18 protein-coding genes are annotated in these 18,079 nt (G+C 37.0%); 15 read left to right on the top strand and 3 right to left on the bottom strand.

What is annotated here, in order from left to right; genetic code table 11:
- Positions 1 to 49: 49 nt before the first annotated feature.
- Entirely contained in the window at positions 50 to 1,105 is a 1,056-nt protein-coding gene (locus tag FI644_RS07665; RefSeq protein WP_056681988.1) for a YeiH family protein, read from the top strand.
- 45 nt (positions 1,106 to 1,150) lie between these two features.
- Here FI644_RS07665 and FI644_RS07660 read toward each other — a convergent pair whose 3' ends face one another.
- Entirely contained in the window at positions 1,151 to 1,714 is a 564-nt protein-coding gene (locus FI644_RS07660; protein WP_053478178.1) for a hypothetical protein, read from the bottom strand.
- A gap of 118 nt (positions 1,715 to 1,832) precedes the next feature.
- On the opposite strand from FI644_RS07660, the gene FI644_RS07655 reads away from it, so the two are divergent.
- Positions 1,833 to 2,420 carry a TetR/AcrR family transcriptional regulator gene (locus tag FI644_RS07655; RefSeq protein WP_053478177.1) on the top strand — a complete coding sequence of 196 codons (588 nt, stop codon included), beginning with the start codon at positions 1,833 to 1,835 and terminating at the stop codon, positions 2,418 to 2,420.
- A 113-nt stretch (positions 2,421 to 2,533) separates the two neighbouring features.
- Here FI644_RS07655 and FI644_RS07650 read toward each other — a convergent pair whose 3' ends face one another.
- Positions 2,534 to 3,598, bottom strand: coding sequence for a DUF418 domain-containing protein (locus FI644_RS07650; protein WP_142108208.1), 1,065 nt, complete (start codon positions 3,596 to 3,598; stop codon positions 2,534 to 2,536).
- A 301-nt stretch (positions 3,599 to 3,899) separates the two neighbouring features.
- Here FI644_RS07650 and FI644_RS07645 point away from each other — a divergent pair, with 301 nt between their 5' ends.
- From FI644_RS07645 to hflX, 11 genes are all read left to right on the top strand, one after another.
- Positions 3,900 to 4,592 (top strand): response regulator transcription factor, encoded by a 693-nt coding sequence (locus FI644_RS07645; RefSeq protein WP_056681990.1) that lies wholly within the window; start codon positions 3,900 to 3,902, stop codon positions 4,590 to 4,592.
- A 79-nt stretch (positions 4,593 to 4,671) separates the two neighbouring features.
- Positions 4,672 to 5,595 carry an ABC transporter ATP-binding protein gene (locus FI644_RS07640; protein WP_053478175.1) on the top strand — a complete coding sequence of 308 codons (924 nt, stop codon included), beginning with the start codon at positions 4,672 to 4,674 and terminating at the stop codon, positions 5,593 to 5,595.
- Entirely contained in the window at positions 5,588 to 6,343 is a 756-nt protein-coding gene (locus FI644_RS07635; RefSeq protein ID WP_142108207.1) for an ABC transporter permease, read from the top strand. Before FI644_RS07640 ends, FI644_RS07635 begins: the two co-directional genes overlap by 8 nt.
- A 2-nt stretch (positions 6,344 to 6,345) precedes the next feature.
- Entirely contained in the window at positions 6,346 to 7,263 is a 918-nt protein-coding gene (locus FI644_RS07630; protein WP_321172078.1) for a sensor histidine kinase, read from the top strand.
- Between the two features lie 295 nt (positions 7,264 to 7,558).
- A complete protein-coding gene (locus tag FI644_RS07625) occupies positions 7,559 to 8,809 on the top strand; it encodes an MFS transporter (RefSeq protein ID WP_053478173.1) in 1,251 nt (416 codons plus the stop codon).
- A gap of 359 nt (positions 8,810 to 9,168) precedes the next feature.
- Positions 9,169 to 9,489: a PadR family transcriptional regulator gene (locus tag FI644_RS07620; protein ID WP_231690167.1), complete on the top strand. Its 321-nt coding sequence runs from the start codon at positions 9,169 to 9,171 to the stop codon at positions 9,487 to 9,489.
- A 15-nt stretch (positions 9,490 to 9,504) separates the two neighbouring features.
- Positions 9,505 to 10,149: a hypothetical protein gene (locus tag FI644_RS07615; RefSeq protein WP_142108205.1), complete on the top strand. Its 645-nt coding sequence runs from the start codon at positions 9,505 to 9,507 to the stop codon at positions 10,147 to 10,149.
- 40 nt (positions 10,150 to 10,189) lie between these two features.
- Positions 10,190 to 10,801, top strand: a complete 612-nt coding sequence (locus FI644_RS07610) for a DedA family protein (protein WP_053478170.1) — start codon at positions 10,190 to 10,192, stop codon at positions 10,799 to 10,801.
- A 183-nt stretch (positions 10,802 to 10,984) separates the two neighbouring features.
- Positions 10,985 to 11,182, top strand: a complete 198-nt coding sequence (locus FI644_RS07605) for a hypothetical protein (protein ID WP_380000889.1) — start codon at positions 10,985 to 10,987, stop codon at positions 11,180 to 11,182.
- 319 nt (positions 11,183 to 11,501) lie between these two features.
- Entirely contained in the window at positions 11,502 to 12,710 is a 1,209-nt protein-coding gene (locus FI644_RS07600) for an MFS transporter (RefSeq protein WP_053478168.1), read from the top strand.
- 754 nt (positions 12,711 to 13,464) lie between these two features.
- A complete protein-coding gene (gene hflX / locus FI644_RS07590) occupies positions 13,465 to 14,730 on the top strand; it encodes a GTPase HflX (RefSeq protein WP_082446472.1) in 1,266 nt (421 codons plus the stop codon).
- Positions 14,731 to 14,798: 68 nt separating this feature from the next.
- Here the strand turns inward: hflX and FI644_RS07585 are convergent, their stop codons facing one another.
- A complete protein-coding gene (locus FI644_RS07585; RefSeq protein ID WP_053478166.1) occupies positions 14,799 to 15,386 on the bottom strand; it encodes a TetR/AcrR family transcriptional regulator in 588 nt (195 codons plus the stop codon).
- A gap of 152 nt (positions 15,387 to 15,538) precedes the next feature.
- On the opposite strand from FI644_RS07585, the gene FI644_RS07580 reads away from it, so the two are divergent.
- Positions 15,539 to 16,456 carry an ABC transporter ATP-binding protein gene (locus tag FI644_RS07580; protein ID WP_053478165.1) on the top strand — a complete coding sequence of 306 codons (918 nt, stop codon included), beginning with the start codon at positions 15,539 to 15,541 and terminating at the stop codon, positions 16,454 to 16,456.
- Complete coding sequence (locus tag FI644_RS07575; protein WP_142108204.1) at positions 16,456 to 18,060, top strand: ABC transporter permease; 1,605 nt, start codon at positions 16,456 to 16,458, stop codon at positions 18,058 to 18,060. The genes FI644_RS07580 and FI644_RS07575 overlap by 1 nt, the downstream gene beginning before the upstream one ends.
- Positions 18,061 to 18,079 lie beyond the last annotated feature (19 nt).

Below are 18,079 nucleotides of genomic sequence, written 5' to 3'. Positions count from 1 at the left end.
AGTAAAGAAAACATTATGCTAAGATTACAATCAGTTTGGAGGTGTTGAAATGTCAGCACAAGCAGCTAAAGTAGATTCAACTGGTAAAGAACAGCTTCAGCCAGAAAAAAAACCTGTCTCAACTGGAAGATTGGTCGGTGGGATTGCGTTTACTTTTTTGATCGCTTTATTAGGCTACTTACTAGCAAAATTACCTGGGTTTGACCATGTTGGTCAGCTGGCTTCCGCAATAGTAATTGCGGTTTTATACCGGAATATTTTTGGATACCCGGAGCTTTTGCGGGCAGGTATTGGTTTTTCCTCAAAAAAACTCTTAAGATTTGCCATTATTTTATATGGGTTAAAGCTCAATATCGGGACGGTTTTAGAGGATGGTCTTGGATTACTTATCCGTGATGCTGGGGTTATTGTTTTTGCTATTTTGTTAACCGTTTGGCTGGCCCGCTTGTTAAAAGCAGATAAGAATATATCACTGCTGGTCGGAGTAGGAACTGGGGTATGTGGGGCAGCTGCCATTGCGGCTATTGCTCCAATTATCAAGTCCAAGGATGAGGATACAGCCATTGGGGTTGGAATTATTGCACTTGTAGGTACTATTTTTGCAATTGGCTATACGATTTTACGTCATGTCCTTCCATTAACGGCAAGTGAATATGGCATTTGGTCAGGAATTAGTTTACATGAGATCGCTCATGTTGCATTAGCAGCTGCACCTGGGGGACAGGATGCACTCGCTATTGGCTTGCTTGCAAAACTAGGCAGAGTATTTTTGCTCGTTCCACTATGTTTTATTTTTATGTACATGATGAAAAAGAAAAACGCAGGAGATAAAAATTCTGATACGAGGATTGAATTTCCATGGTTTCTCATTGGGTTTATGATTATGAGTGTAGTTGGCAGTTATGTACTAGGAAAGTCGATTCCTGTTTCTGAAACGTTTACGAACGGGGTAACGAATCTTACTACTTGGTGTTTAACAGCAGCAATGGTCGGACTTGGCCTGAATGTCAGCCTTCACGATTTGCGTACGAAAGCATTAAAGCCGTTAATTGCCATGGGGATTGCTTCTATCTGTTTATCAATTATCGCTTATTTTATTGTTTAATTATAAAAAGCGGATTTTCCTAAAGTGGAAAATCCGCTTCTATTTTCATCGGTCCTTTGAATGTACTTGCTTTTCCTTCGCTTTCGTTGGCCAGATAAAGTTTGAAATGGCAATTAGAAAATCAATTCCTAAAATAATTGACCATAACCTTAATATCCCACTTAATGCTTCGGTTCGGGAGGAGTCATTTATAAAATAAATCATCCCGGCAAGAAGCCCGGCACCTATGAGAAATGCAATGACATGCCTGCCCCATCCTTTAAGATAATGCTTAGCATATTCCAGCCCATAACGTTTAGCCGGCTTCGGTCCTTGTTTTGTAATATAGTATTGGAAGCGCTCGTCTGCCCATTGAATCATACTTTTCCCAAAGGCGATTGATACACCTATATAAACGGCTGCAATCCCATGAATACTAGATGCAGTTGCTCCACGGTATAAATCAATACTTGTCGTTACTAATAAAATTAAGTCAATAACAGGTGTTAAGCCTAAAAATACTAAACCAAGCTTATTCATCTTAAATACGTAGCGAGTGACTAAACCTAAGGCAATAACGACCCAGAAGCCGATCTCACACGCAATAATCATCCATGCAAGGAAATTCAAACGTGCACCTCTTTTCAATACAGATGTATTATATAAAAAGTATTTTACCATGCTATTTTATATAATACAACTGTATTATAAAATTGAAAAATTAATTTTTCATTGATAAAATAATACTATGCCAAAAATTGTTGATCATGAAAAAAGACGAAAACAAATTGCTGAAGCTACATGGCGGGTCATCTTAAATCTAGGGATGGAAGGAGCGACCGTTAGGAATATCGCAAAGGAAGCAGGGCTATCGCTTGGAGCCTTGCGTCATTATTTTTCTACACAGGATGAATTGCTTGTGTACGCGATGGATCTTGTGAAGGAACAGGCAACTGTACGTATTAATGAAATAACTAGGAAGGATTTGCCGCCAAAAGAAATGATCTTAAGCATTTTATTGCAAATGGTCCCTATAAATGAGGAAACCATGGCCGAAATGGAGGTATGGATTGCTTTTATTGCCCATGCCAGACATAGGGAAGATATTTTTAATATAAAGGATGATGGTGTCTTTAATGGCATAAAAAAGCTAGTTGATTCCATGGATCAGTATGGCCTGCTGCGGAAAGAACTGGATATAGCTGTAGAAACAGAAAGGTTGTATGCCCTTATTGACGGGATTGCTCTTCATGCATTGCTTGAGCCGAAGCGGGTTGACAAGGAGCGAATCGTTCGTGTGTTAGAACATCATTTGGATACGATTTGTATAGAGTAAATAAAACGGACTTCCGATAAAGGATAGTCCGTTTTTCGTTCTGTTTTTATTCTGATTTTGGGAGATAATATACTTTTGCCACATATTTTTTATCAACAAATGGTGTTTTTATTCTATAAGCCTCCATGATTTTGAACATGATTTTCTTTAATCACAGTTTTTCTCAAAGGAACTGTTTGCCAGTACGTAAACATACGCCAAATCCATTCAAGCGGTCCCATCTTAAAGTATTGCAGCCAAACAACACTGAAGAGGATTTGAATAGCATAAATAGCTAAGCATAAATAAAGCGTTTGGACATAAGTCAGATTGGTTATGAAATGAAATATCCTGCCAAAAAGTAAAATAAAAGCTGTTTGACCAATATAGTTTGTGAATGCCATTCGCCCGTAATATTTAAGGGGGCTAAGAATGGTTTGTACGATATTTGTTTGTAGGAGCAAGAGCAAAATTCCTATATAAAAGGCTGATATAATCGGTCCGTTTGTTACCCCGATTTGGAGAAACTTACTTGCCTGATCGAGGGGGCCATCTTCACTTAGTAAAATCATCGTTTCAAATGGCTGTTCAGGCATGTTTAAGTATTGGATATACAACCCAATCATGCTAAGGATAAGCATAATTACTGTAAATGTAAAAAGCTGTTTTGTTTTTTGCTTCAGTTTTTCAAATATTTCATATTGTCCGCAAGCAAGTCCTAGTAAAATAAGAGGCAGAGGTAAAGCTACCTTTATTCCCATGACACCAAATATAATAATAAGAATGATACTAATTGCTAAATTTATATGTTTATTAACTTTATAAAAAGGCAATGTAATGAAACCGCAAATGGCATAAACCATTAAAGCTTCACCTGGATGAAACAAGGAATGAAGAATTCCGAACACAAACATTGCAGCTATCCTGCGTAAAAAAAGGACATGCCCTTTTTTTCCTTTTGCATTGGCTCGTGTAATAAAGAGATAGAAGCCAACTCCAAATAGAAAGGAGAAAATAGTGTAGAAACGGCCTTCTACAAATAAGTATAGAAAACGCTGGTAGCTTGCATCTATAGTAAGCGGATCTGGTATTTTAATATGAAGCAGTGCAAGAATGTTAACTAAAATAATACCGAGTAATGCAAAGCCTCGAATGTAATCAAGTACATCAATTCGTTTGTTCGCTTTTGGGTTTTCCATAAAACCTCCTTGTAAGTCTGACTTCATTTATCTTACATGAGTCCGGATGAATTATATATTGTTTTCCCTTATAAAGACTCTTACATTTTTGTAAGATAGGGTGTTATTGTAAAAGGATTGTTTGAAAGATTATGATAGCTATACAAAATCAATAAAGCTTCAAGAGCATCTGCTAACTACCACGTTTATAAATGTCGGTCTGCCTAATTTTACTGCGCTGGTTAATTCTTCATAAATAAAGGTTTGTTTAATTAATCAGAACCGACAATTTATTTTTTACACAGAAATGAGGTGAAGATAAATGGATATAGAGATAAACATTTTAGTAGTGGAAGATGATAATGATATTAGCCAATTGCTATGCAGCATAATCAAAAGGAGCGGTTATGCCCCACAGCCTGCCTTTTCAGGTACTGAAGCGATGATTTATTTAGAAAGACAAGAGTGGGATCTGGTTCTGTTAGATTTAATGCTGCCTGGAATGAGTGGAGAAGAAATCCTTGCGGAAATTAGTAAAAAAAGTTCGGTTCCCGTCCTCATCATCTCCGCAAAATTGGAGCAGAAAACGAAAATTGAGACATTAAGAACAGGAGCAGATGATTATATTACAAAACCTTTCGATATTGAGGAGGTTGCAGCAAGGATTGACTCCCATTTGCGAAGATATAAACGTTCAGGGGATTTACGGAAAAATCCAGAGTTGAAGCATAAAGATATTAGTATTGATACAGAAGCAAAAGCAGTAAAGGTGAATGGAGGAGAGGTACCATTAACTGCACGTGAATACGCGATATTAGTTCTATTGTTCTCTTCACCTAAGAAGGTGTTTACCAAAGCCAACGTATTTGAAGCTGTATGGGATGAAGTATTTTATGGAGATGATAATACGATTAATGTACATATGAGCAATTTAAGGAATAAACTAGCCAAGGCCAATCCAAATGAAGAATATATCGAGACAATATGGGGAATGGGCTATCGTTTAAAATCTTAAGGTTTTCTTAAGAATCATCTTAAGCCTTTCTTATGTTTTCCTTTTTATACTAAAAGCATCACATGAGGGAGGGGAGAAAATGAATGACTACGTTCTAAGAACCAATCATTTATCAAAAAGATATAAGAATCAATTTGCTCTCGATAATATTGACCTTACGATTAAAAAGGGGTCTATTTATGGATTTATTGGGCAAAATGGCGCTGGAAAATCAACACTCATACGGGTAGTAACAGGGCTTGCGTATCCGACAAGCGGCTCCATTGAGCTATTCGGAAAGAGCAGTGAACAAGAGCTTATTCAGGCTAGAAAAAGAATTGGGACAATTATTGAAGGACCTGCCTTGTATCCGCAAATGACAGCAGCGGAGAATCTTGAAACGCACAGACTTTTAAAAGGTATACCTGGAAAAGATTGTGTGGAAAATATGCTTGCTCTTGTCGGTCTTCAAGGAGCAGGGAAGAAAAAAGCAAAGAATTTTTCTTTAGGGATGAAGCAGCGCCTCGGTCTTGGAATTGCCTTATTAGGTGATCCGGAATTTTTGATTCTTGATGAACCGATAAATGGATTAGATCCTATGGGCGTTGTAGAAATAAGAGAGCTATTGAAGAAATTAAATCAGGAGTATGGGATCACCATCTTGATTTCGAGCCACATATTAAGCGAACTTCATTTACTTGCGACCCATTATGGAATTATTCATAAAGGGGAATTGTTAGAGCAATTGACAGTAAAGGAACTTAATGAAAGATGCCAGCAGTACATTCATGTGAAAGTCGATCATCCAGATAAAGCGGCAGCCATTTTTGAAACGAAGCTTGGGACAACTCAATATGAAGTCATGCCTGAAGGTACCATTAAGCTGTTCGACTATCTGGATGCTCCCGGCCGTGTTTCCAAGACACTTGCAGATGAAGGGCTAATAATCGAGCAATTCATGCCGATGGGGGAAGATTTGGAAACATATTTCTCCAATCGGATCGGGGGTGTTCAGCATGGATAATTTAGTAAAGGCAGAGTTATTTAAGTTAAGGAAGGATCGTTCCTTTGCGACATTAATTATTGGGTTGCTTGCATCAGGAATTTTTTATCCGATGCTGATCTTTTTTAATGATGGAGTATTTGGCGCAGATGCTATTTCGGTGAAAGAATTGTATGCTTATACGGCACTTGGCGGCAATAATTACATCGTTAAACTTGTCCCTTGTATCCTTGCAGGTTTCTTTATTTCCGGTGAGTATTCAATGGGTACAATGAAAAGTATCGGAGCATCTGGCAATAGCAGAATTCGAATCTACTTTTCTAAATTAATGATTTTTTCTATTGGAGCAATGATTATTTCATTAACTTTCCCAATTGTCATAATGGTAGTGGGAGCCATGTTATCAGGTTTTAATGATATGCCAGCACTAGATTACATCGTTCGGACTCTCGGTTTAACCATCATCTATGCAGCGGCATTTGCTTCCATTATGGCTTTAGTTTCAATTATATTTACTGACAGCGGCAAGACAATTGGTTTTCTTATTTTATTCTTCATTCTTTTTGATAGTATCTTCTATGCATTAAGTCAAAAGTTTTCTTTTATTGAACAAATCTTTAATTACTCAGTGTTCAAGCTGTTTTTAGAAATCGGCGAATTTAACATAAGTCATGGCACCCTTCTGAAATTTGTGCTTGTTCCAATCATAACCTTTGCAGTTTTTGGACTTATAGGCAGCTGGGTATTTCAGAAGAAAGAAATAAAATAACGATGAAAGCGAGTGAGGATATGTACTATATTACGTTGTTTATCTGTGCTGCAGTAGCCCTTTTATTTCTCACTCGCTACTATCGTTTGAAAAAAGAAATAAAGAGTACAGCCCGTCAATTGAGGGAACTGAACAACAAAATAACGGGAAAAAAAATTAACCTTACTTTGTTTGATAGGGATCTTGAAGAGCTGGCAAAAGAAATCAATGATCAAATAGATGAAACAAAAAGGGCAAATGCAGAAAAAATGCGAACAGAAAATGAGTTAAAGCAGGCAGTCGCTAATATTTCACATGATATACGAACGCCAATGACCTCTATCTTAGGGTATATTCAACTTTTGGAATCTGATGAACATACATCAGAGAATAGATCAGCGTATTTTGAGATTGTTAAAAATGGGGCACTAAGGTTGAAAGATTTATTAGAGGATTTCTTCGAATTATCGATCATTGAGTCTGCAGATTATCCATTAAATGTTGAAACAATCTCATTGAATAACTTGGTATTTGATGTTTTAGCAGGTTTTTATGAGGAATTTAACCAAAGGGGATTAGAGCCTTCCATTCATATTCCTGAGAAAGATATTCGAATGAAGGCTGATTCGTCGGCAGTTAAACGTGTGATTGAAAATTTAGTGCTTAATGCGGTTAAACATTCAAAAGGGAATGTGAAAATACAGCTTGATCAGCTTTCTTCAACAGTTCAACTGATAATAAGTAATCCTGTACATCAATTAAGCGAAAAAGATGTTCATCTGCTTTTTGACCGGTTTTACAAAGGAGATAAAACCCGGTCAGAAAAAAGTACAGGGTTAGGATTATCTATTGCGAAAAGCCTAATGCTGAAAATGAATGGGAAACTAACGGCAGAATTAAAAGAGAATCAATTATATATGAAGTGTGAATGGGAGCTTTAAATTGAGAGTATATGTAAAAAAATAGGCTGCGAAAAACCTTGCGTTCCCATAATTTTTCAATTATGATGTTAATATCAAAAAAAGGAAGGGTGTCCGTGGAACAATGAACAATTAATCCTATTTGTTAAGAAAAAATTCGTTTATGATACGATTCATTTTTTCTAGATAGGATTAGTCTGTACACTTTTATACAAACGATATGTTCATTGTGTCCCTTCCATCAGGGGTATTATGCCATTTTGGTGTTGTATTGTACCTTCTCCTCCTGTCTAGAATATTGACAGGAGGTTTTATTTTGGAAACAAATCAATTAGCTGGTCGTTCATCAAGCCTGTTTGGAAATCGGGTTTTTCAAGCTATTATTATGTCAGGCTTGTTTTTACAGATAGGAATTTGGGTACGAAACTTTGCTGTTCTGCTGTTTGTAATGGAGCAGACAAAGGGAGATCCTTTTGCAGTTTCAATGATTTCTGTTGCTGAGTTCGCGCCTATTTTTATCTTTTCTTTTATCGGAGGAACGTTTGCTGACCGCTGGCGTCCGAAAAGAACAATGGTTTGGTGTGATATCTTAAGTGCCATATCTGTATTTGCAGTATTAGTGACACTTATGTTCGGAACATGGCAGGTTGTGTTTTTTGCAACATTAATATCTGCCATTCTGTCGCAATTTTCTCAGCCCTCTGGGATGAAGCTGTTTAAGATGCATTTGCCGGAAGAACAAATTCAGGCGGGGATGTCTGTCTATCAAACGGTATTTGCTGTATTTATGGTGTTAGGTCCAATTCTTGGAACATTTGCATTTCAAGCATTTGGCATTAATATTTCCATTGCGATTACAGGAATAGCATTCTTGCTATCAGCTGCTGCCTTAGCTTTCCTTCCTCAAGATCGCTTCATGGAAGAGGAGAGCCGTACGACTTCACTATGGGAAGAAATGAAGAGCGGCATTAAATATGTGTTAAATAAGAAGGAATTAAGCCAATTAGGTTTATGCTTTTTAGCAGCAGGGCTTGGACTTGGTTTTGTTCAGCCTCTCTCTATTTTTCTTGTTACGGAACAATTAGGTTTACCAAAGGAAAACCTGCAATGGTTACTTACTGCTAATGGCATTGGTATGATTATCGGTGGGGCAGGAGTCATGATATTTGCCAAAAAAGTCCCACCACAGAAGCTTTTAATATTTGGAATGCTTGCTAATGGCATTGGCTTGGCAGTCATGGGATTATCAACAAATCTTTGGTTAACACTTGGTGCTGAGTTTTTAAACGGATTAATGCTTCCGTGTATCCAGATTGGAATTAATACAATGATTTTGCAGAGAACAGAATCTGCTTTTATAGGCAGGGTCAATGGAATATTAAGTCCGCTGTTCACGGGTTCCATGGTATTAACAATGAGTGCTGCAGGAATTCTAAAGGAACAATTTTCATTAGTTGCCATCTTTGAATCAGCAGCGATCTTGTTTATTATTGGTTTGTTATTCATATTGCCAATTTATAATATGAAAGTAGAGCAGAAGCAAGAGGTTCTAGGTTCGCAAGATTAATAAGAGTGATCGGATGCGTGATGACAAAGTTTACAAGAAATAAATAACAACCATTAAAAATCCACTGTTCTAAAAAATAGAGCAGTGGATTTTTTGTTGCAGATAAAAAAGTGTATCTTTTGGGTCTGAGAATTGTCTAGTTCCAGCGCCCAGCGACTAATGTACTTCCGTTCCTTCCCTACGATAAGTCAACATCGAATCACTCTCGTTCTTCGTGTTGTTTCCTTTATCTCAGTCAGGAGACGTCCAGTCCATACGTCACTAAGCATAGCGCTTTCACTTTTCTTTTACCTTGCCATTTTAAGTAATATAACTTATGATTGTTAAGTACTTAATTTTATTAAGTAATTTTGGGGGTTATGATTTTGAATAAAGAGATGTTGAAAGGAACGATTGATCTTCTTATTCTTTCTATTCTTAAAGAAAAGGAGAATTATGGCTATGAGATTTCAAAGGCGATAAAGGAAAGAACAGAAGGAACCTTTGAAATACAGGAAGCTACTCTGTATTTATCATTAAAACGATTAGAAAAACAGCAAGCAATCACTTCTTATTGGGGCAATGAAAGCCATGGCGGCAGGCGCAAATACTATGCTGTAACCGTGGAGGGATTGAATCTATTGCAAAAGTCTATATATGAATGGAAGCAAACTGTTGAGATGGTTGATCGGTTTATATAGAGGGAGGGATAAAAAATGAGTCAGTTTATGCGGAAAATGTTTAGTTTAAATGATATAAACTATAGTTGGATTCTGTTGCTATCAATAATTCTATGCTTTCTGATATTTTATATTGATCGTGCTGATCTTTTGATTGATTCGGCTATAGTAACCACTGGCTATCTTCTTTCCTTTTCCATTGCGGTTTTATGGGGAGCCATCAATTATATTGGGCATATTCGAATGAATGTGATGTACCAAAAACAAAACAATATCCATGCTTATGTTGCTCAGCTTGCGTTAAGCCAAGAGGATAAATGGGAGCTTCAAGCTTATTTAGAGGACTTTGCGGAAGATTTAATTCAGCAAGGAAAGACAAAGGAAGATGCTTCAATAGAGGCAATTAACCATTTTAAGGTCCAAGAGATTTTATCATTATCGAAAAATACGTTACTATTTAATTTACATGCACACTACTATTTATTAGGCTGGGTAATTCTAGCTTGTATTTTCTTTACATTTATAGGGGTATTTTGGATTGTTTTATTTGCTTCATCCACCTTATTGCTTATTGTTGAATCTATGCTGTTTGCTTATAGTTTAGGATTTGTGGGATTGTTTTTTGTGTATAAGTTATTTGATGCAATGATTTATCGAAAGTTAAAAGAGAATGTATCATGATAAATTAGTTGAGGATGAAATTTTATGGGGAGTGTCATAAATGGAAAACTGGATTACTGAGATTATGAATGAATTCGGATATATGGGGATATTACTGCTGATTGCATTAGAAAATGTTTTCCCGCCAATTCCATCTGAGGTTATTCTAACATTAGGCGGGTTTATGACAACTACTTCAGAATTAACCGTATTGGGAGTAGTTGCTTTTTCCACTATTGGTTCAGTAGCTGGAGCGGTTATCCTTTACGGGATCGGCCGGCTGATCGACGTAGACAGAATGGAAAAAATCATAGAAAAATGGGGACATATTCTTCGCCTGACGAAAAAGGATATTCAAAAGGCTGATCAATGGTTTGACAAATATGGAGTATGGACCGTTTTCTTCTGCCGTTTAATCCCATTAATTAGAAGTTTGATATCTATACCTGCAGGAATGTCACATATGAACTTTGGTGTATTCCTTTTATTTACAACACTAGGAACGTTAATTTGGAATGTGATTCTTGTGAATGTCGGTGCAGCAGTGGGGGATTCATGGGAAACGATTGTGGAGTACATGGATATCTATTCAAACTTTGTTTATGCGTTCTTAGCGCTGGCAGTTATTGTATTCGTTGTTTTATTCATTAAGAAAAGAGTAACAAAAAAATAGTATATATAGGAAAGAGTCGCAGGAACATTTTCCTGTGACTTTTTTTGAAAAATAATTCTCGATTTTAGGAAAGTGTAAATAGACTAATTCATGGTGTTTTTTTCTAATAATAAAAATTTCATGTGTGGTTAAGATATAGAGGTAATTTCAAATTGATAAGGAGAGATTTGAGTGCCTCAACAAATGGATGTCAATCAATTAAATCAAGCAAAAGCCAATGTAACATTAACACAAACATTATTAAACCAAGCAATTGAAAAATCTTCTTCAGACCCAGCTTTAGCTGAACAGGCGCTTAAACAGGCGGCGGAAGAAATTGCACAAGCACAAACGGCTGTAAGCCAGGTTCAAAGTGCATTAAATGTTCAAAAGTCTGAATAATTGAAGATTATTCTTAAAAAGTTTCAACAAGAGGAGGGGTTAGGCTGGTCTAATCCCTTTTTTTTTCGGAATATTAAAGGAAATAACTATTAATCAAACGTTTGATTAATAGAGTGCTGATTATAATAAAGGATTTAGAATAATATTTTCATCCAATTTTATTTGAATGTATTGACATCATTTGTATATCGTGATATGATATTTTCTTTTTAGCGGCTGTAAAATTATGTTATCAATCTCCTAAAGTAGTAAAGGGATTATAACATTAGATAGGAACCTTCTCATTCGAATGAATTTAAGGGAAAGAGGTGTTTATTATATGACAAAGGATCAAAGGAAAAAATTGACCATTTTGATGATTAATATGTTTATTGCCATCGGCAGCTTTGGGATCATCATCCCAATCCTCCCAGCCTATTTGGAGTCAATTAATCAAGGCGGAACAGCTGCAGGTTTAATGATTGCTATTTTTGCGGGTGCACAGTTGATCTTTTCACCAATTGCGGGAAAATGGACGGATCAATATGGGCGAAGAAAAATGATTATTTACGGGCTAATAGGCTTAACGGCTTCTATGTTTGTGTTTTATGGGACTAATTCTATTTGGTGGCTATATATTTCTCGGTTTATTGGCGGGGTAGGAGCTGCACTGCTAGTACCTGCCATTTTCGCTTATGTAGCAGATATTACGACCATGGATCAACGAGCTAAGGGAAATAGCTTAGTTTCAGCGGCTATGTCACTTGGGATTGTTATAGGTCCAGGAGTCGGTGGCTTTTTAGCTGATTTCGGCCTTAAGATGCCCTTCTTGATCTCGGCAGTCGTATCACTTGTAGCGGTCGTTTTCTCAATCATTGTTCTTAAAGAAAGCCAGCATGATCTGCCGTCAGGAGCTATGGGTGATATCCCTGAGGATGAATCAATGGCAAGAAAAATGGTACGTTCTGTAAAGATGCCTTATTTCATTCCACTCATCATTACACTTGTCATGAGCTTTGGTTTAATGGCTTATGAATCGGTTCTTGGTTTATTTGTTGATAATCAGTTTGGTGCATCTCCGCAGGATATTGCCATTATGGTTACTTCTACTGGGATTATTAGTGTCATCGTTCAGCTATTTATCGTCGATCGCATTGTAAGCCGTTTTGGTGAAGGAACCGTATTGACGATGTTTATTGGTGTAGCAACATTCGGTTTTCTACTGTCGTTATTCGCATCCAGCTATGTGCTTTTCTTCGGTATTACACTATTAATTTTCCTTGCAACTTCTATCCTTCGTCCTGTTTTGAATACACTTATCTCCAAGCTGGCAGGCAACGAGCAAGGATTTGCTATGGGAATGAATAACGCTTATATGAGTATAGGGAATGTTTTAGGACCAACGCTTGCTGGTCTACTGTACGATGTTAAAATAGTTTATCCGTTTGTTTTAGGATTAATACTCCTAGTGATCACGTTAGCGACGACGATTGTATGGCAAAAACGTGCATTAAATAACAAGTTTAAGGTGAAGATGGAGAAAGCATAAATCAGTGCTAATATCTTAATCAAACGTTTGATTAGTTTTAAATTGCTTTTGATTATTATAATTCTGGAATATTTTTGAATTTTTGCGTTGTTATAGCTGCTTTGGTATGTTATGATAATGTTAATTATAATGAATGGAGGTTTTCCTTAGTGTTAGATAACAGACTTCGATTCCAAACTTTGAACCAGTAATTGAATACGTTCAAGGCTCTGCTTGTGCGCAGAGTAAACGGGATTGGTCTGCCTTTTTTAAGGAAACCTTATTTTACGGCATATGTAAAAAGAGGGTGAGGACGAACTCACTCTCTTTTTGTTGTCTTTAAAATAAAATAGTTCATCTAATATCATGATATTTATCTTTAATGATAGCAGGATCTTAAGCTAGAAGATTTAGCCTGGATTTTGCTGAATATTAAGGATAGATTCATGGACCATTCTTATTGTGAAGGATCTTTCACTTTACCGTTCTGACAGTTGTAGTTTTTTGTCAACAGCTATCTTTGTGGTTTTTTTAGACATATCCATTTCCGTTTATTAATTAAGCACAGGCAGATGCCTGTGCTTTTTATTTTATCGCAGATTAACGGAGCTGTAAGACCCCCACTTCAAGAAGTTGAGGAAACAAAAAATTCTAAGTGGGAGATCTAACAGCCCGTAAATGCCCGATTGGTTCAACTAAGAATCAGTGGGGGATAGGATAAAGGAAAACCCCCACTGATTGAGTTTCACTTTATATGAAATGGAGGAAATCATTTATGAAAAGAAAGGCCATTTTAGTCGGTGTGAATCTAAATAGCACTCAGTCAGATTTTGAATATATGATGGGAGAGTTAGCAAATTTAGCTGGGGCATGCGATGTGGAAGTTGTTGGTGAGATAACTCAAAATTTACACCAATTAAATAAGTCACATTATATAGGGGCAGGAAAGGTTGAAGAGCTACTATCGCTTTTAAAAGAAAAGGATGCAAATGTTGTCATTTTCGATGATGAACTGTCTCCTTCGCAAATCCGTAATTTAGAGTCAGAGCTTGACTGTGAGGTAATCGACCGCACGATGCTTATTTTGGAAATTTTCTCCAACAGGGCAAAAACGAGAGAATCTCAGCTGCAAGTTGAGGTGGCTAGGTTGAAATATATGCTGCCTCGACTGGTCGGCATGCGAGAATCACTCGGACGCCAAGGTGGTGGTGCAGGGTTGAAGAATAGAGGAGCAGGTGAAACGAAGCTAGAACTGGATCGCCGGAAAATTGAGATAAAAATAACGGCGCTCAATAAAGAACTTGAAAAATTAATAAACCAGCGAAAGACTCAAAGAAAGCTGCGTAAAAAGAATAATATTCCTGTTGTTTCATTAGTGGGATACACCAATGCCGGTAAGTCTACAATAATGAATGCCATGCTGGAAAAATATAATGAGGCAATGGATAAGCAAGTTTTTGAAAAAGATATGTTATTTGCTACGCTGGAAACATCTGTACGAAAGATTAAGCTAACAAAAAACAAAACCTTTTTATTAACTGACACAGTGGGGTTCATTAATAAGCTTCCACATCACTTAATAAAGGCGTTTCGCTCGACCCTTGAAGAGGTTGGTGAAGCTGATTTACTCATTCATGTCTTGGATTATTCCAGTCCGCATCATGAGGAGCAAAAAAGGCTGACGAATGAAATTTTAAGTGAAATTGGGATCGAAGGAATTCCTGTCATTTACGCAAATAATAAAGCAGACTTAACAGAAGCGGAATATCCGTTCAGTCAACAAAATTGTGTGTATTTATCAGCAAAGAATAGATTAGGCCTCAATGAATTAACTCAATTAATCAGTCAAGAGATATTTAGTGATTCTATTCAATGTGAGCTGCTCATTCCTTATGCGCAAGGTGAGATCGTTTCTTATTTTAATGAGAATAGTCATATTCTGTTAAGTGAGTATGAGGACAATGGAACAAAAATAATTGTGGAATGCAAAAGGTCTGATGCGGAAAAATATAAGCAATATATTAGATTAACACAAGTATAAACGAGGGATCAAAAAGGAGTATGAAGTCTTTCCTTCATACTCCTTTTAATGCTGCTTTATCCTGCGTGCTAATCTTCTTTTTTTCCCACGATTCCATAAAACATAAGCCTCATAATATCCTCAGTCAGCGGGAGGATTTTTTGATACACATCTTCTCGTTGTATATATTCATGGACCGCTTGGATAAAAAATAAAATGGCTTCATTAGATACATTCGGATCCACATGTCCCTGCTTCTTCCCTTCATTAAAAAGATCAATTAAGCGAGGGATGATTTGTTCTACATACATTTTCTCAATATAATTGACCCCTGTTGTATATTCCTTCATTAGATATTGATAGAAATCTTCATGAATCTGATTGGCTGTTTCTTTTTTAGTGAAAATAATCTGCTTAATCTTTTCAGGAAAAGCAATATCCCCATTAAGTATTTGATCAAATTCATCCATTGCCTTCTCTACGTAATATAGAAAAACCTCACGAACTAAATTATGTTTACTGTCAAAATAATTATATATCGTTACTTGGGATACATTAGCTTCTTTGGCTATTTCAGCAATTGAGATCTTTTGAACCCCATATTCCATAAATAAAGCTAAAGCAGCTTCTAATATATTCATTTTCTTCTGTACTCTGCGTCGTTCAAACCCGTCCATTTTTTCACCTCATGTTCATTTTAATGAAATTTATGAAATAAAACAAATTAAATAGTTCATAAACTATTGTCAAGGATTCCTATTTTGTATATTATGAACTAAATAATTTGAAATATTTCATAATTTTATAGAGACAATTGAGGAGGATGGAAATGAGTGTATTAAAAACAACAAATTTAATTAAAAGGTTTGGGGCGTTTACTGCATTAGATGGGGTGAATATAGAGGTAAACGAAGGTGAGGTTTATGGGTTTATTGGTCCTAATGGTGCGGGAAAGTCAACTACGATACGCTTACTCCTTGGTATTTTGAAAGCGACTGAAGGGGAAGCGAGAATCTTTGGCATGGATGTGTGGGAAGATGCTGTCGATATCCATAAACGGATCGCCTATGTTCCTGGTGATGTAAATTTATGGCCGAATTTAACAGGAGGGGAAGTAATTGATCTTTTTGTAAAGTTACGAGGGTCAAACAATAAAAGCAGACGTGAAGAACTGATAAAAAAATTCGATTTAGACCCATCGAAAAAATGCCGGACATATTCAAAAGGGAACCGGCAAAAGGTTGCATTAATTTCTGCTTTTTCTTCAGATGCTGATCTTTATATATTAGATGAGCCAACATCAGGTCTCGATCCATTGATGGAGAGAGTATTCCAGGAGTGTGTATTAGAAGCGAAAAGTACAGGGAAGAGTGTTATCCTATCCAGCCACATCCTGTCTGAGGTTGAAAGATTATGTGACAAGGTAGGAATTATACGACAAGGGAAAATGATTGAAACAGGTACATTAAATGAGTTGCGTCACTTAACGAGAACTAGCTTGGCGGTAGAAACAAAACAACCTCTTATTAATTTAAATGAAATGAGAGGAGTACATGGTGTAGAAAAGAAAGATCGTGCCCTTTCATTCCAAGTAGATGCCGAAGAGTTGGATAATGTGATCAAGTATGTAAGTCGATTTGGCATTTTATCCTTAGTAAGTACACCGCCAACTTTAGAAGATTTATTTATGCGTCATTATGAAGGTGCAGGGAAAACTCCGAAAGCAGGAGTGGGAGGTGCTAAGTAATGTCGAAGCAATTATATAAAAATACAAGGATTCTTTCAGGGTTAATCGTAAGGAGAGATCGTGTTCGTATCCCTGTGTGGTTAATTTCGTTAAGTACTCTGACAATTATCGTTGCAGCATCATTTACGGATTTGTATAAGAATGAAGGAGAAAGACAGGCGATAGCTGAAACCATGAGGAACCCAGCTATGACGGCAATGGTAGGTCAAGGATATGGATTGGAAAACTATACAAATGGTGCAATGATGGCTCATCAAATGTTGCTTTTCACGGCAATGGCAGTGGCGATCATGAGTATATTACTTGTTGTGCGCCATACCCGGGCAGATGAAGAAGATGGACGGATTGAAATCATCCGCGCCCTTCCAGCTGGCCGTTTAGCTAATTTAAATTCAACGATCCTAGTCTTATTTGGAGTGAATGTGCTGTTAGCATTAATTGTTGGATTTGGATTGAATGCTCTAGGCATTGAAAGTATGGACTTAGAAGGCTCTCTTTTATATGGTGCAGCTATAGGGGCAACAGGAATGGTTTTTACAGCCATAACGGCATTGTTTGCTCAGCTTTCAGAAAGTTCTCGAGGGACGATAGGATTTTCAATTACAATCTTGCTGATAGCTTATCTGCTTCGTGCCGTTGGTGATGTAAGCAATGAGGCACTATCTTGGTTATCTCCATTAGGTTGGATTCTAGGTTCTGAGGTATATGTAAATAATTACTGGTGGCCAATTTTTTTAACGGTTGGTGTGGCATCTATTTTAGTTGTTCTTTCACTTTATTTGAATGCAATTCGTGATTTAGAGGCTGGGTTTGTAAGAGCCAAGTCTGGCAGGAAAAAGGCGTCTCCCTTTTTGTTAAGTCCGCTTGGGTTAGCACTTAGACTACAGCGTACAGGGCTGATTGCCTGGGCTGTGGGGACATTTATTTTGGGTGGGTCTTACGGTTCCGTTTTAGGAGATTTAGAATCTTTTTTCGCAGATAATGATATGATGAAAAATTTATTGCCTCCGGTTGAAGGCTTTTCGTTAACGGAGCAATTTCTAACGATGTTAATGTCAGTTATTTCAATGATTTGTACGATTCCACCACTAATGGCGATGTTAAAGCTTAAAGGGGAAGAAAGTAAGAATCGAACAGAACATTTACTAAGTCGTGCTGTATCTCGGATCCGCTTGATGGGGAGTTATTTTGTTATATCCATTGTTAGTGGGTTTGCCATGCTATCGCTTGCTGCAATTGGATTAGGGGCAGTCGGAAATTCGGTAATGGAGGAAGGAATTGCTTTTGGCAGACTTTATAGTGCAGCAATGGTCTATCTGCCTGCGATGTGGATTATGATTGGATTAGCTGCATTATTGATTGGTGTTGCTCCAAAACTGTCTGGCATCGTATGGGCTTACTTAACCTATTCCTTCTTTGTCGTATATTTAGGAGGGTTACTTCAACTCCCTGAATGGATGAGTACACTATCTCCTTATAATCATATACCGAAGCTGCCTGTTGAAGAAATAGATTATATGAAGCTATTCATCCTTACTATTGTTGCTATTGTAATAATAGCTGTGGGCTTTATACAGTATAAAAACCGGGATATTCAAGGGTAAAACAATTTTGTTCTTGCTA

Origin of the sequence: Cytobacillus solani, from assembly GCF_006704205.1 — a bacterium.
In the GTDB taxonomy this organism is placed as follows: Bacteria; Bacillota; Bacilli; order Bacillales; family Cytobacillaceae; genus Cytobacillus; species Cytobacillus solani.
Note: the sequence above shows the minus strand (reverse complement) of the source record. Positions and strands in the feature narration are given on the sequence as shown.

Coding starts and splice junctions, on each gene's coding strand:
- FI644_RS07605 (WP_380000889.1), top strand. CDS start 10,985: ATGGATGTCAATCAATTAAATCAAGCAAAAGCCAATGTAACATTAACA.
- FI644_RS07575 (WP_142108204.1), top strand. CDS start 16,456: ATGTCGAAGCAATTATATAAAAATACAAGGATTCTTTCAGGGTTAATC.
- FI644_RS07615 (WP_142108205.1), top strand. CDS start 9,505: ATGAGTCAGTTTATGCGGAAAATGTTTAGTTTAAATGATATAAACTAT.
- FI644_RS07635 (WP_142108207.1), top strand. CDS start 5,588: ATGGATAATTTAGTAAAGGCAGAGTTATTTAAGTTAAGGAAGGATCGT.
- FI644_RS07585 (WP_053478166.1), bottom strand. CDS start 15,386: ATGGACGGGTTTGAACGACGCAGAGTACAGAAGAAAATGAATATATTA.
- FI644_RS07650 (WP_142108208.1), bottom strand. CDS start 3,598: ATGGAAAACCCAAAAGCGAACAAACGAATTGATGTACTTGATTACATT.
- FI644_RS07655 (WP_053478177.1), top strand. CDS start 1,833: ATGCCAAAAATTGTTGATCATGAAAAAAGACGAAAACAAATTGCTGAA.
- hflX (WP_082446472.1), top strand. CDS start 13,465: ATGAAAAGAAAGGCCATTTTAGTCGGTGTGAATCTAAATAGCACTCAG.
- FI644_RS07640 (WP_053478175.1), top strand. CDS start 4,672: ATGAATGACTACGTTCTAAGAACCAATCATTTATCAAAAAGATATAAG.
- FI644_RS07580 (WP_053478165.1), top strand. CDS start 15,539: ATGAGTGTATTAAAAACAACAAATTTAATTAAAAGGTTTGGGGCGTTT.
- FI644_RS07600 (WP_053478168.1), top strand. CDS start 11,502: ATGACAAAGGATCAAAGGAAAAAATTGACCATTTTGATGATTAATATG.
- FI644_RS07630 (WP_321172078.1), top strand. CDS start 6,346: ATGAAAGCGAGTGAGGATATGTACTATATTACGTTGTTTATCTGTGCT.
- FI644_RS07645 (WP_056681990.1), top strand. CDS start 3,900: ATGGATATAGAGATAAACATTTTAGTAGTGGAAGATGATAATGATATT.
- FI644_RS07665 (WP_056681988.1), top strand. CDS start 50: ATGTCAGCACAAGCAGCTAAAGTAGATTCAACTGGTAAAGAACAGCTT.
- FI644_RS07610 (WP_053478170.1), top strand. CDS start 10,190: ATGGAAAACTGGATTACTGAGATTATGAATGAATTCGGATATATGGGG.
- FI644_RS07620 (WP_231690167.1), top strand. CDS start 9,169: ATGATTTTGAATAAAGAGATGTTGAAAGGAACGATTGATCTTCTTATT.